The 13,342-nt window shown below is 67.4% G+C and carries 17 protein-coding genes; 15 read left to right on the plus strand and 2 right to left on the minus strand.

Features of this window, described 5'->3' with window-relative positions; all coding sequences use genetic code 11:
- Positions 1-100 precede the first annotated feature (100 nt).
- Positions 101-277 (plus strand): hypothetical protein, encoded by a 177-nt coding sequence (locus ABZV40_RS25195; protein WP_156213196.1) that lies wholly within the window; start codon positions 101-103, stop codon positions 275-277.
- Between the two features lie 17 nt (positions 278-294).
- On the opposite strand, the gene ABZV40_RS25200 is transcribed toward ABZV40_RS25195, so the two are convergent.
- Positions 295-696: a DUF4190 domain-containing protein gene (locus ABZV40_RS25200; RefSeq protein ID WP_355446113.1), complete on the minus strand. Its 402-nt coding sequence runs from the start codon at positions 694-696 to the stop codon at positions 295-297.
- A 202-nt stretch (positions 697-898) separates the two neighbouring features.
- Here ABZV40_RS25200 and ABZV40_RS25205 point away from each other — a divergent pair, with 202 nt between their 5' ends.
- From ABZV40_RS25205 to ABZV40_RS25255, 11 genes are all read left to right on the plus strand, one after another.
- Positions 899-2,095: an acyl-CoA dehydrogenase family protein gene (locus tag ABZV40_RS25205; RefSeq protein WP_355446116.1), complete on the plus strand. Its 1,197-nt coding sequence runs from the start codon at positions 899-901 to the stop codon at positions 2,093-2,095.
- Positions 2,096-2,220: 125 nt separating this feature from the next.
- Positions 2,221-2,997 (plus strand): hypothetical protein, encoded by a 777-nt coding sequence (locus tag ABZV40_RS25210; protein WP_355446119.1) that lies wholly within the window; start codon positions 2,221-2,223, stop codon positions 2,995-2,997.
- Positions 2,998-3,024: 27 nt separating this feature from the next.
- Positions 3,025-3,636, plus strand: a complete 612-nt coding sequence (locus tag ABZV40_RS25215) for a hypothetical protein (RefSeq protein ID WP_355446122.1) — start codon at positions 3,025-3,027, stop codon at positions 3,634-3,636.
- A 161-nt stretch (positions 3,637-3,797) separates the two neighbouring features.
- Positions 3,798-4,331 (plus strand): general stress protein, encoded by a 534-nt coding sequence (locus ABZV40_RS25220; RefSeq protein WP_355446125.1) that lies wholly within the window; start codon positions 3,798-3,800, stop codon positions 4,329-4,331.
- A gap of 168 nt (positions 4,332-4,499) precedes the next feature.
- Positions 4,500-5,753: an ABC transporter substrate-binding protein gene (locus ABZV40_RS25225; protein ID WP_355446128.1), complete on the plus strand. Its 1,254-nt coding sequence runs from the start codon at positions 4,500-4,502 to the stop codon at positions 5,751-5,753.
- Positions 5,754-5,815: 62 nt separating this feature from the next.
- Complete coding sequence (locus ABZV40_RS25230; protein ID WP_355446170.1) at positions 5,816-6,703, plus strand: sugar ABC transporter permease; 888 nt, start codon at positions 5,816-5,818, stop codon at positions 6,701-6,703.
- 1 nt (position 6,704) lies between these two features.
- Positions 6,705-7,550 carry a carbohydrate ABC transporter permease gene (locus ABZV40_RS25235; RefSeq protein ID WP_355446131.1) on the plus strand — a complete coding sequence of 282 codons (846 nt, stop codon included), beginning with the start codon at positions 6,705-6,707 and terminating at the stop codon, positions 7,548-7,550.
- 8 nt (positions 7,551-7,558) lie between these two features.
- A complete protein-coding gene (gene ugpC / locus ABZV40_RS25240; RefSeq protein WP_355446133.1) occupies positions 7,559-8,743 on the plus strand; it encodes a sn-glycerol-3-phosphate ABC transporter ATP-binding protein UgpC in 1,185 nt (394 codons plus the stop codon).
- 273 nt (positions 8,744-9,016) lie between these two features.
- Positions 9,017-9,904, plus strand: coding sequence for an SDR family oxidoreductase (locus tag ABZV40_RS25245; protein WP_355446136.1), 888 nt, complete (start codon positions 9,017-9,019; stop codon positions 9,902-9,904).
- A gap of 4 nt (positions 9,905-9,908) precedes the next feature.
- Positions 9,909-10,463 (plus strand): hypothetical protein, encoded by a 555-nt coding sequence (locus ABZV40_RS25250; protein ID WP_355446139.1) that lies wholly within the window; start codon positions 9,909-9,911, stop codon positions 10,461-10,463.
- Between the two features lie 30 nt (positions 10,464-10,493).
- Positions 10,494-10,730 (plus strand): hypothetical protein, encoded by a 237-nt coding sequence (locus tag ABZV40_RS25255; protein ID WP_355446141.1) that lies wholly within the window; start codon positions 10,494-10,496, stop codon positions 10,728-10,730.
- A 4-nt stretch (positions 10,731-10,734) separates the two neighbouring features.
- Here ABZV40_RS25255 and ABZV40_RS25260 read toward each other — a convergent pair whose 3' ends face one another.
- A complete protein-coding gene (locus ABZV40_RS25260; RefSeq protein ID WP_355446144.1) occupies positions 10,735-11,037 on the minus strand; it encodes a metalloregulator ArsR/SmtB family transcription factor in 303 nt (100 codons plus the stop codon).
- An 83-nt stretch (positions 11,038-11,120) separates the two neighbouring features.
- Here ABZV40_RS25260 and ABZV40_RS25265 point away from each other — a divergent pair, with 83 nt between their 5' ends.
- The 3 genes from ABZV40_RS25265 to ABZV40_RS25275 form a co-directional block, all read left to right on the plus strand.
- Entirely contained in the window at positions 11,121-12,080 is a 960-nt protein-coding gene (locus ABZV40_RS25265) for a hypothetical protein (protein ID WP_355446147.1), read from the plus strand.
- 81 nt (positions 12,081-12,161) lie between these two features.
- A complete protein-coding gene (locus ABZV40_RS25270; RefSeq protein ID WP_355446150.1) occupies positions 12,162-13,157 on the plus strand; it encodes a hypothetical protein in 996 nt (331 codons plus the stop codon).
- Positions 13,154-13,342: hypothetical protein (locus tag ABZV40_RS25275; RefSeq protein WP_355446153.1), on the plus strand; the 189-nt coding region annotated here is incomplete at its 3' end. The genes ABZV40_RS25270 and ABZV40_RS25275, both read left to right, overlap by 4 nt.

Here is a 13,342-nt window from a genome sequence, read left to right on the forward strand (position 1 = left end):
TGTTCGACCGTCACAGGTTGCGTTCAAAACGGGTGAAGTGGCGCACAATCCGTCACCGAAGTTTGCGATCTTGCCCCGGTGCGGGTGCATGCTCGTGGGCATGTCACGTTCGAGTAACGGCAAGGCGAGCAGACGGTTGCGGCTCTTCAAGCGCCGCGAAGACGACCTGCTCGAGCGCAGCTTCCGCAGCTGCCCGGGATGCGATGCCGACGTCCACGTGTTCGCCGACGTCTGCCGCCACTGCGGTGGCACCCTGGAGATCGCCCTCGCGGGCTGAGCCCTCCGGCGGGTCCGTCAGCGGATCGAGCCGCCCTTGGCCGCTGCGATGATCGCGATGACGATGAACGCCCAGTAGGCCAGCCAGCCGACGATGACGACGTAGCCGATGACGAGGCCGGCGATGGCCATGCCGCGCCCGTCCTCCTCGCCCCTCGCCGTCTTCTTCATCGCGATGTGGCCGAAGATGACGCCACCGATGGCGGTCAGGCCGCAGGTGATGAACCCGACGCACGACAGCACGAGCGAGAGGATCGCGTTCTGCTGCGGCTTCGGCTGGGGTGGCGGGTAGCCGTAGCCGTACATGGGCTGCTGGCCGTACGCCGGCTGGCCGTAGGGCTGGCCCGGTTGCTGGCCGTAGGGCTGTCCTTGGTCGTACGGGTCGCCCGGCTGCTTCGCGTTGTACGGGTCGTACGTCATTGCTGCTCCCCCTAGAAGTGGTGAGCCGGGATCTTAAGGTCCTCCGGCCCAGTTCGTCGCACGTGGGTGCGCGATTCCACCAGTCAGGGATGCTGTTTCGGTACAGCGGGCGCGGCTGTGTTGCGGAGAGCACAACGCGGTCGCAAACGGGCGTTAACCGGTCCATACTCGCCGGTAACTCAAGCCTTGGAAGGGAAGTGCGATGGCGCGCCTCGCCCAGACCGCGGGTCTCACGGACATCCAGGAAGAAATCCTCGCGACCGTTCGCACGTTCGTGGACAAGGAAATCATTCCGCACGCCCAGACGCTGGAGCACGGCGACACGTACCCCGCCGACATCGTCGAGGGCATGAAGGAAATGGGCCTCTTCGGCCTGACGATCCCGGAGGAGTACGGCGGCCTCGGCGAGTCCCTGCTGACCTACGCGCTGGTCGTCGAGCAGATCGCGCGCGGCTGGATGAGCGTCTCCGGCGTCATCAACACCCACTTCATCGTGGCGCACATGCTCAAGCAGCACGGCACGCCCGAGCAGAAGCAGAAGTACCTGCCGCGCATGGCCGCCGGCGAGGTGCGCGGCTCGTTCTCCATGTCCGAGCCGGAACTCGGCTCCGACGTCGCGGCGATCCGCACCCGCGCGGTCAGGGGCGAGTCCGGCTACACCGTCAACGGTCAGAAGATGTGGCTGACCAACGGTGGCACGTCCAACCTGACCGCGGTGCTCGTGAAGACCGACGAGGGCGCCGAGAAACCGCACCAGAACCTCACGACGTTCCTGGTCGAGAAGCCCGAGGGCTACGGAGAGGTCCTGCCGGGCCTCACGATCCCCGGCAAGATCGACAAGATGGGCTACAAGGGCGTCGACACCACCGAGATGGTGTTCGACGGCTTCGAGATCCCGGCCGAGCAGATCCTCGGCGGCGTCTCCGGCCAGGGCTTCCGCCACATGATGGACGGCGTCGAGGTCGGCCGCGTGAACGTGGCGGCCCGCGCGTGCGGCATCGCGATCCGCGCGTTCGAGCTCGCCATCGAGTACTCCCAGCAGCGCAAGACGTTCGGCAAGCCGATCGTCGAGCACCAGGCCATCGCGTTCAAGCTCGCCGAGATGGCCACCAAGGTCGAGGCGGCGCACCTGATGATGGTCAACGCCGCGCGCCTGAAGGACTCGGGTCAGCGCAACGACGTCGAGGCCGGCATGGCCAAGCTCATCGCGTCCGAGTACTGCGCCGAGGTGACGCAGGAGGCGTTCCGCATCCACGGCGGCTACGGCTATTCCAAGGAATATGAAATCGAGCGCCTGATGCGCGAGGCGCCGTTCCTGCTGATCGGCGAGGGCACCTCGGAGATCCAGAAGACGATCATCTCCCGCGGCCTGCTCCGCGACTACCAGTCGCGCGGCTAGACGTTCGCCCGTTAGGGGCCATTCTTTCACGAGAGTGGCCCCTGACGATTTCCGGCCGGGAGCCATAGGGTTCGCTCACTTTGAGCACAGATCTGACGCTTCCGAGACCTGTGTCGCCGCCACACGTGGTCCGCCTTGAGCTGGACACGTTCTCCGGCGTCGACCGTCCCGCGCTGGCCACGTGGTTCGGCGCCGTCTTCACCGACCTCCTGGCGCCCCTGTGCCCCGCCTCGGTGGCGGAGCTGATCGCCGTCGCCCGCGACTACCGGCCATCCGATACAACGCCGTGGGGCCCACCCGGTTACGCCCGCCTGCTGCTCTCTTCGGGTGACTTCACCATCCCGTCGTGGGAGTCGGCGCTGGCGGACCTGCCGTCCTTCCTGCGCGTGCAACTGGTCCAGCTCGACTCGCAGGGCCTGCCGCTCGTCGACGGCGGCTGGTGCGCGGAGATCCTGCTGAAGGACGACCCGGCGTTCCCGCACCAGATCGTGGTCACCGCGTCCCGCGCCTTGTTCCGCGGCTGGATTTCTCATGCCGTGCAACAGGATTGGCTGTCGATGTTCCGTGCGGGAGCGTCACTGGTGCGCGCGTCGGGCGGCTGGATCACCCTCGACCGCGTCGGCGTCCGAACCGCACACGAGATCTCCGCGGGCGTGGGTCTCGACGAATCCCTTTTCACCGCAGCGGAGTTCGCCCGCGGCCCGCACTGGGCAACGTTGCTCGGACCCCGTCAGGTCGCCGCTTTGGGTGGTGTGCAAGAGGTTTGCGCCACCGCACCGTGCGTCTCGGCCGAGCACCTCGGCGGCGGCCGCATCCTGTTGCAGCTCACCGAACACCTCGACGACGTGCCCGCGGACGCGGTGCGGAAGCTGACCGAGTTCCTCACGCCCGTCCTGCACTGACCGATCATCGGTGGGACTCTGTCGTCCGTGAGGCCATCCCCCAAAACCGACGTGCTGGTAGCCGTGGACACCGCCCTGCGCGGGACGGGTTTCGTCCGGCGAGGCCACGTCTGGCTCCAGGACCGCGGAGACGGCTGCTCCGGCTGGCTCGGCTTCGGCGTCACGGCAGCGCTCGACTTCACCCCGCTGGTGGGCGTGTGCTTCCGCCGCTACGACGAGGTCTGCCGCGCCCTGGGCGTGGGAATCCCCGGCACCCCGCTCGTGTCGGCGCCGCTGGGTCACCTGATGGGGGAGAAGCCGGTCTGGCGGTGGACGTTCGAGCCGGGCGGCGACCACGCACCCGTCGCCTCGTCGTTGGTGAGCGCGTTCTTGCAGCACGGCGTGCCGTACATCGACAAGTACGCGAAGTGGGACGCGCTGTCCCGCGAGCTCGTCGCGAAGCCGGAGTCGCTGCTCGACTTCGAACGGGCGCGCAAGCTCTCGATCATCCACGTGCTCAACGGTGACGCGCGTGCGGCCGGTGAGGTGCTGAAGAAGGAGCGGGAGCGGGTGGCGGGCAGCACGGACGTCCACGCACGCTCGTACCGCGCCTTCGCGCACAGGTTTTCTCTGGTGTTCTCGACCCCCGGTCTGATCTGAAGTTGTGCTCTGACCGCTCCGCCCAGGGGCCTCGACGTCTGCCTTGATCGTGTTCGAGGCCGGTGACGTCTCCATGAAGAGCCCGGCAAACCACCCGTAGGCGTCTGAGCACACCGGACCGGGCTTTGGCAGGATGGAACGATCAGCGCGTCGCGACAGAGGTGGTCCCTGTGACGAGTCCGTTCGCCAACCCGAACCGGCCCGGCGTCCCGCCCCGCCTGCCCACCCCGCCGACGGGGTGGCCGATCGGCTCGTACGCCACGTACGAGGAGGCTCAACGAGCGGTCGACTTCCTCGCGGTCGAGGACTTCCCGGTGCAGGACGTCACGATCGTCGGTGTCGACCTGATGCTGGTCGAACGGGTCACCGGCAAGCTCACCTGGGGCCGTGTCCTGGCGACGGGGGCGGCGTCAGGAGCCTGGTTCGGTCTGTTCGTGGGGCTGCTGCTCACCCTGTTCAGTCCCGAGCCGGGCGTCACGGTCGGGCCGGTGCTGACCGGTCTGGTCACCGGTGTGTTCTTCGGGCTCGTGTTCGCGGCGGTCGGGTACGGGTCGGCGCGCGGCAAGCGGGACTTCCAGTCGGCGAGTCAGCTGGTTGCGGGCAGGTATGACGTGCTGTGTCAGCCGAAGTCGGCTGAGCAGGGGCGTGACCTGCTCGCGAAGCTCGCGATGCGGCCTGCCGGTTCCGGCAATTGAGACGCGAAGACGTCGATTGGTTCTGAATCGTTGCTCCTGCTGGTTGCGGCTCCTGATCACCAGGCCTAGGTTCGGTTGACCGGTCCGCCGGGTGCGGGCGGGTGGCACGAAGAGGTGCCGGGCGCAGCGGTCTGGCTCCTCCGTGTAGTCGGGAAGGAGGCAGGGCCGATGGGTGCGACACGGCGCTATCGACTCGCCGTCGGGGCAGGGGCCGCGATGCTCGCGGCAACAACTCTCACGGCGTGCGGGTCTGGCGGCCAGGGCATCACCGTGAACGTCTACAAGTACAACCAGGAGAACTTCCAGGCGATCGTCGACAACTGCAACGCGAAGGCCAACGGGCGCTACCACATCGTCTACAACAAGCTGCCGCGTGAGGCGGACGGTCAGCGCGAGCAGATGGTGCGCAGACTCGCGGCCGAGGACGACAGCATGGACGTCCTCGCTCTCGACGTCACCTGGACGGCGGAGCTGGCGAAAGCGGGCTGGATCAAGGAGTTCACCGGCTCGGTCAAGTCGCAGGTGGAGAACGGCACGCTGCAGACGCCGCTCGACACGGCCACCTACGAGGGCAAGCTGTACGGCGCTCCGGACAACACCAACGTTCAACTTCTGTGGTACCGCTCGGACCTCGTGCCCACGCCGCCCAAGACGTGGGACGAGATGATCTCGACGGCCGAATCCCTGGTCGCACAGGGAAAGCCCGGCCTGATCGTGGGACAGGGCAAGCAGTACGAGGGGCTCGTCGTGCTGTTCAACACCCTCGTCAACTCCAGCGGCGGCACGATCCTCGACGAGAACGGCACCAAGGCGATCGTCGACGACAAGGCCGTGCAGGCGTTGGCGGCGTTGAAGAAGCTCGCCACCTCGAAGGCGATCGACCCGTCGTTCTCCAACTCGACCGAGGACCCCTCGCGCCTCCTGATGGAGTCCGGCAAGGCGGCGTTCGAGCTCAACTGGCCGTACGTCTACGCGGCCGCGCAGAAGAAGCCGGACTTCGCGAAGAACTTCAAGTGGGCTCCGTACCCCACCGTGAGCGGTGACGCCGCGAAGGTCACCGTCGGCGGCATCAACTACGCCGTCAGCAACTACACGACTCACCCGGACGAGTCCTTCGACGCCGTGCTTTGCCTGCGCGGCGCGGAAAGCCAGAAGCTCGCCGCCCTCAAGGACGGTGTGCCGCCGACCATCAAGTCCGTCTACGACGAGCCCGAGATGGTCGACGCGTACCCGATGAAGGACGACATCCTCAAGACGCTGGAGAACGCCAGCGTGCGGCCGCGCACGCCCGCGTACCAGAACGTCTCCACCGTCATCTCCACCATCCTCTCGCCGCCCGCGAACATCGACCCGCAGAGGACCGCGGACGAGCTGCGGCAGGAGCTCCAGAACGCACTCGACTCCAAGGGGGTGCTGCCGTGAGCCACGCGACGGCCGAGAAGACCGAGGCGACAGCGGACGAACCTGTCGCCGCCAAGAAGAAGGTGGCGCTGAGCGAGGGCAAGAAGGCCGAGCGCAGGCTCGGCTGGCTGCTCTGCGCGCCGGCCGCGATCACCATGATCGCGGTCACCGGCTGGCCGATCCTCTACTCGATCCTGCTGTCGATGCAGCGGTTCGACCTGAAGTTCCCCGACCGCACCGAGTGGATCTGGTTCGACAACTACGTCACGGTGCTGAGCAGCAAGTACTGGTGGGACGCCGTGCTCGTGACGGTGATCCTGACCGTGGTGACCGTCGCGGTGGAGCTGGTGCTGGGCATGTCGCTCGCGCTGATCATGCACCGCACGCTCGTCGGCCGCGGCATCGTGCGGACGTCGTCGCTGATCCCGTACGGCATCGTCACGGTCGTGGCCGCGTTCTCCTGGCGCTTCGCCTGGACACCCGGCACCGGCTACCTCGCGGAGGCCCTCGGCGGCGATCCCGTGCTGACCGAGAAGATCCCCGCGCTGATCGTCGTGAGCATCGCGGAGATCTGGAAGACCACGCCGTTCATGGCCCTGCTGTTGATGGCCGGGCTCGCACTCGTCCCGGACGACCTGCTCAAGGCCGCCGCGATGGACGGCGCGAGCGCGTGGCAGCGGTTCATCAAGGTCACCGTGCCGATCATGAAGCCGGCGATCCTGGTGGCACTGCTGTTCCGCACGCTGGACGCGTTCCGCATCTTCGACAACCTCTTCGTGCTCACCGCGGGTTCGCAGGGCACGTCGTCGGTGTCGATGCTGACCTACAACAACCTCATCAAGGGCCTGAACCTCGGCATCGGCTCCACGATGTCGGTGCTCATCTTCCTGATGGTGGCGGCGATCGCGTTCATCTTCATCAAGCTCTTCGGCACTGCCGCGCCCGGCAGCGACAACGGCGGGAGGCGCTGAGATGGCAGGCATCGGTGGAGCCGACACCACCGGCAAGAAGGTCGGCTGGGGTCTGCTCAACGCGGTCGTCGTGATCTACGCGCTGTTCCCGGTGCTGTGGATCGTGTCGCTGTCGTTCAAGTCGTCCAAGACGCTGGCGGACGGCAACTTCATCCCCCGCGAGTGGAGCCTGGAGAACTACCAGAACATCTTCTCCACCTCCGAGTTCACGCGGGCGCTGATCAACTCGATCGGCATCGCGATCATCGCCACGGCGGTCGCCGTGGTGTTCGGCACGATGGCCGCCTACGCCATCGCCAGGCTCGACTTCCCCGGCAAGAACCTGCTGGTCGGCGTCTCGCTGCTGATCGCGATGTTCCCGCAGGTCTCGCTGGTGTCGCCGTTGTTCGAGATCGAGCGCTCGCTCGGCCTGTTCGACACGTGGCCCGGCCTGATCCTGCCGTACATCACGTTCGCGCTGCCGCTCGCGATCTACACCCTGTCCGCGTTCTTCCGCGAGATCCCCTGGGAGCTCGAGAAGGCGGCGAAGATGGACGGTGCGACGCCGGGGCAGGCGTTCCGTCGCGTCATCGCGCCGCTGGCCGCGCCCGGTGTGTTCACGACGGCGATCCTGGTGTTCATCTTCTGCTGGAACGACTTCCTGTTCGCGATCTCGCTCACCTCGACCGAGCAGTCGCGGACCGTGCCGGTGGCGCTGTCGTTCTTCACCGGCAGCTCGCAGTTCGAGGACCCGGCCGGGTCGATCGCGGCGGCCGCCGTCGTGATCACCATCCCGATCATCCTCTTCGTGTTGTTCTTCCAGCGCCGCATCGTCGCGGGCCTGACCTCCGGCGCCGTCAAGGGGTGAGCTGACAAATGGCAGAGATCGTTCTGGACAAGGTGAGCAAGAGGTATCCCGACGGTGCTTTGGCCGTGCAGGAGGTCAACCTCGAGATCGCCGACGGCGAGTTCATCATCCTGGTCGGGCCGTCCGGCTGCGGGAAGTCCACCACCCTCAACATGATCGCGGGCCTGGAGGACATCACCGAGGGCGAGCTGCGCATCGGCGGGCAGCGCGTCAACGAGAAGGCGCCCAAGGACCGCGACATCGCGATGGTGTTCCAGTCCTACGCGCTCTACCCGCACATGACGGTGAAGGAGAACATGGCCTTCCCGTTGCGGCTGGCCAAGGTCGACAACGCGACGGTCGAGCGCAAGGTGCGCGAGGCCGCTGAGATCCTCGACCTGACGCAACACCTCGACCGCAAACCGTCGAACCTGTCCGGCGGCCAGCGGCAGCGCGTGGCGATGGGCCGCGCGATCGTGCGCAGTCCCAAGGCGTTCCTCATGGACGAACCACTGTCCAACTTGGACGCCAAGCTGCGCGTGCAGATGCGCACCTCGGTGTCGCGCCTGCAGAAGCAGCTCGGCACGACGACCGTCTACGTGACGCACGACCAGACCGAGGCGATGACCCTCGGTGACCGGGTCGTGGTCATGCGCGGCGGTGTCGTGCAGCAGATCGGTGCGCCGCAGTTCCTCTACGACCACCCGGCCAACCTCTTCGTCGCGGGCTTCATCGGCTCGCCGTCGATGAACTTCGTGCCGGCGTCGCTGGAGAACGGCGCGTTGCGGTCGGTGCTGGGCGACGTGACCCTCACGGACCGCGTGCGGCAGCTGGTGGAGGGTGCCGACGCGCCCCGAGAGGTGATCATGGGCATCCGCCCTGAGCACTTCGAGGACGCGGCACTGGTCGACGCGGCGGCGCTGTCGTCCGGCGGCAGGTTCACCTCGCAGGTGGACGTGCTGGAGTCGATGGGTTCGGACAAGTACGCCTACTTCACCCTCACGGGAGAGCAGGCGGCCACGGCCGAGCTGCAGGAGCTGGCGGCGGACGCGGGATCGGACGACGTGCCGGGTGACGGCATCTCGCTGGTCACGCGGTTGTCGTCGGCGTCGGCCGCGGTGGAGGGAGCCTCGGCGGACATCTGGTTCGACGCGGACAAGGTGCAGCTCTTCGACCCGTCCACCGGCAGGAACCTGACTTACACGGAACGGTGAATTCTCGTTTTTGCGGCCGCCTTCCCCTCGTGGGAAGGCGGCCTTCTTTTGTCACTCGTTCGGGTTAGGACCAAAGCCCCGGGTCGGATGGGGCCGATTAGTCGGGGCCATCTGCCGGGCCGAACTCGGTTCGCCATTGGGCGCTTGGCAGCGACTTCTCATCGAAACATCTTCTTCGCCGCTTCGGATCGTCCGCACGCTTGTCGAAGGCGGGTAACAGGACCAGCAGGGGGGTTCGGGGAACCGCCGCCGAGTGATGAAAGAGAGCGTGCAATGGGGATCCTGGACGGAAAAGCGGTCGTCATCACGGGGGCGGGTCGCGGCCTGGGCGAGGCCTACGCGATGCACGCTGCCCTCGCGGGTGCATCGGTGGTGGTCAACGACAACGACGGCGACCTGGCAGAGCGGGTTGCCGAGCACATCAGGGGCTACGGCGGCCGCGCCGTGGCCTCGACCCACACCGTGGCCGACCCGAGCGAGGCAGCCAAGATCGTCGAGCTGTGCGTCGACGAATTCGGCCGCGTCGACGGTCTGGTGAACAACGCGGGACTGAACTACGAGACCGCCCCGTGGGAAGACGATCCCGAGACGATCAAGCACGTCGTGGAGGTGAACGTCCTCGGCGTCATCTATGTCGGAATCGCGGCGATGCGCGCGATGCGCACCACCGGTGGTGGCTCCATCATCAACATTTCTTCCGGTGCCTCCTTCGGCCAGCGCAAACTCGCCACCTATTCGGCGACCAAGGGCGCCGTGGCGTCGTTGAGCTACTCGTGGGCGCTCGACCTGGAGTCGGAAGGCATCCGCGTGAACGCCGTGTGCCCGGTCGCCCACACGCGGATGGTGTGGAAGTCGGAGCGTTCTCTGCGCGCAATTCCCGCCGACCGGACGCCGGGCAAGGTGGCGCCGCTCGTGCTGTTCCTGCTCTCCGACCGTGCCGAGGGCATCACCGGGCAGGTCATCCGCTGCAACGGGCGCCAGCTCCACATCGTGGGGCAGCCGTACTTCAAGCAGCCGATCCTGGAGAGCGACAACTGGGACACCGCTTCGGTGGAGCGGGCGTTCACGGGCGTGCTGCAGGCCCACCTCGAACCGTACGGGTTGGAGAAGAGGATGCCTCCCCGGCTTCGTGCGCTGGTGGAGCCTTCGCAGACCGCCTAGCTCGGTGGATGGAAGTGTTGCCAGATCGGTTCAACCTGGCAACACTCTCTACCGCCTTCGCGACGAGGGCGACCTGATCGAACTCTCCAGGGGTGTCTTCCGCAAAGCGGACGCGCCGGCTCCGACGCGGCCTGACCTGCTCGCGGTGTCGGTGCGGGCGCCGCTCGCGGTCGTGTGCTGCGTGTCGGCCGCCGAGGTCCACGACCTCACCGACGAGATCCCCGGGGAGATCCAGATCGCGGTGCCACGTGGACAGCGGCCGCCTCGTATCGACTACCCGCCGACCGAGGCCTTCCGATTCAGCGCCCCGACCTTCCACCTCGGACTCGCCGCGGTGGAGGCGGCGCCAGGCGAGAACGTCCGCATCTACGACGCGGAAAGGACAGTTGTCGATCTCATGAGGTTGAGAGGCCGGCTCGGTGAGCCGCTGGCTCTCTCCGCGTTGCGCCGGTATCTGCAACGGCGAGGCGCACGCCCAGGCCAGGTGATTGCGTTCGCTCGGGAACTGGGTGTTCTCGGGCGGGTGCGCGCCGCCGTGGATGCGGTGATCGCCGAGTGAGCCGACCGACCAAAGCCACGCCCGGCGGCCGTGCTCCTCGCCGTCTTCGACGCACGGCGGCCAACCGCCGACGCGGACCTGCTCGCTCGGAACCTCGCCAACGACGAGGAGACCGTCGTCGCGCGAGTTGTGGAAGTCGCCGGTGTCGAACTGGATCCCGACGATGGCGTGGAGTTCCTGGTGGACACGGCCACGTCCCAGCCGATCCGCGACGACGACCTCTACACAGGTGTTCGAGTCGGCATGAGCTTGGTCACGGTGCCGTAGTCGGTCATTGGTCCTCCAGGTGCTGTTCCAGTGCGTCGAGGTGGTTGCGCCAGTAGCGGCGGTACGGCGTGATCCAGTCGTCGATGCGTTGCAGGCCATCAGGTTTCAGTGCGTAGATGCGGCGCTGACCGTCCGGGTGGGCCTCGGCCAGGCCCACCTCGCGCAGCACTCGCAGGTGGCGGGACACGGCGGGCTGGGTCAGCGTCGGCAGGCTGTCGACGAGCTCGCCCGCGGTGCGGTCGCGTTCGGACAGCAGGCTCAGCAGGTGGCGGCGGTTCGGTTCGGCCACGGCCTCGAAGACGTCCACGCGGCTGAACATAACGCCAGGTGTATATAACCACAAGTATATATTGGCCACTTGTGGTCTGACCTGGCGTTATGGTGCGCGTCATGTCCTCTCTGCTGCCCTCCTACGTCGACACCGCGTTCGACGACGACGAGCTCATGCAGGCTGCGCTCGCGCTCGTGTCCGGCGACCTCGGCCCCGCTCTCGACTTCCTCGCGGCGACCCGTGACCAGCCGTACCGCCGTGAGCTCGCGGTCGACGTGCTCGGTGCGGCGGGCAACGTCGTGCTGCCCGCGTTGCTCGACGCGGAGGAGGAGCGGCCGGACGACGTGAACCTGTTGCTGCTGCTCGGCAGTGCGCAGACGACGGCGGGCTGGCAGGAACGCGGTGCGGCGCGGGCGAAGTACACGAGCGAGGAGCAGTTCCGCGGCCTGGTGAACTTCACCCAGCGGGCGCGCGGGACGTTGCACCGCGCGGCATCGCTCGACCCGGACGACGTGGCGCCGTGGGCCGCCCTGATGCCGGTGGCGCTGGGCGCGCCGACGCATCGCAGCGAGGCGGCGGAGGTCTACGAGGAGGTCGTGAAACGGGTACCGGACCTGGTCAACGCGAACCTGCGGAGGCTGCAGTCGGTGGCCGCGAAGTGGTACGGCAGCCACGAAGAGATGTTCGCGTTCGCCCGCGCGGGCATCGCGGGACTGCCGGACGGGCACCCGTTGCTCGCGTTGATCCCGATCGCGCACATCGAGATGTACCTCAACAAGCTGTCGAGCGGCAGCATGGTCCCGCGCGTGTGGCAGGTGCTGACTGCGTCGTACCTCAAGAAGCAGCGTGCGGAGGCTGACGCCGCGTCCGACCGGCTGCTCGCGGGCGCCGACGGTCACCCGCATTCGTTGTGGGCACACCAGATCTTCGCGATGTACTACTACGAGGCCAAAGCGACCGACCGGCTGGCACTGCACATCGCGCGCAGCGGCCCGCGTGCGATGACGTGGCCGTGGGGCTACTTCGGCGACCACGACGAGCGGTTCCGCTTGGCGCGCGAACGGGCCGCGAAAGCGTGATGCTCTGGTGATCGGGTGACGTTTCCGCACGTCACACGGATGGCTGCGGAAATTGTCAGACCCCGGTGTCACCATCGGGACATGGCCGAGCGCAAACCCAGAGTCACCGACTGGCGACTCGTCGTGCAGTCCCGGTTGGACCGGGTCCGCGCGGATCTGGCCGCGCTCGGACCGTCCGATCCGGTCGATCCCGAGGGCGACGTGTGGCGGCGCACGGCCCTGGAGCAGGCGGCGGTGGTGGACGCGATGCTCAGCGACCGGGAACCGTGGTGGCGCATGGTGCCGTCGTGGTGGTCGGGCTGGTACATCGAACGGGCCTGGCGGGCCCTGCACGAGGCCGAGGTGGCGACGATCTCGGCGGAGCGCGGGTTCATGGGGCGGCTGCCCGGTCTGCAGGCGCGGGTGGCGCAGTACCTGGACGACGACGATCCGCGGCGCCGGGCCCTGGAGGCGCTGCGGCCGGGGGAGTTCACGCCCGCGGTCGAGCGCGCGATCGTGGTCGACGCGTTGCGGGCAGCCTACGACAACTCCGACTTCGCGCACGCCGGTTCGAGGGCTTTGCGCAACAAGCTGATCGCGGCGTCGCTCGTGCTGTTCGTGATCAACACCGTCATGGGCGTCGTCGGCATCGTGAAGCCGGGCATCATCCCGCTCTGCGTCGACCCCAAGGAGAAGGCGCTGCCGACGGTGTGCCCCGGCGGCACCGCCAGGGCGACGGGCGTGGACGTGTGGCTGGTGCAGGTGCTCGGCGCGTTCGGCGCGGTGCTGGCCGCGGTGGTGCTTCTCTTACGCCGCCGGCCGTCGCTCTCGCCGTACGTCATGATCGGCTACCAGGCCCTGATCAAGATCATGCTCGGCGCGGCGCTGGCGGTGGTCGGGATTCTCGCGCTGGGAGCCGGTGTCACGAGCGGGCTGATCGGGATACCGTCGGCGGCGGCCTTGTTGTTGTGGGCGGTCATCTTCGGTTACGCGCAGCAGATCGGCACTCGGTTGCTCGACAAGTACACGGACGAGGTGCTCGACCAGGCCCGGCCGCTGCCGGACACCCCGGACGGTCCGCGGGTGGCGCCGCGGTGAACGCGGTCTCGGACCGGGTCGCCGCGCGGGTGCGCAGGGACTTCCACCCGCCGCTGGTCAAGGCGTGCCCGGTGCTCGATGAAGGGCTCATTCATCCACCTGGTGTTTTAACCAGGGGTGAGTTCCTTGGGGCGGGTCGCCGCGTCAGCGGCGGCCCGTTTCTTGTTGTGTGTCTTGGGTTTGGG

This window comes from Lentzea sp. NPDC004782 (assembly GCF_040609115.1).
Taxonomy (GTDB): Bacteria; Actinomycetota; Actinomycetes; order Mycobacteriales; family Pseudonocardiaceae; genus Lentzea.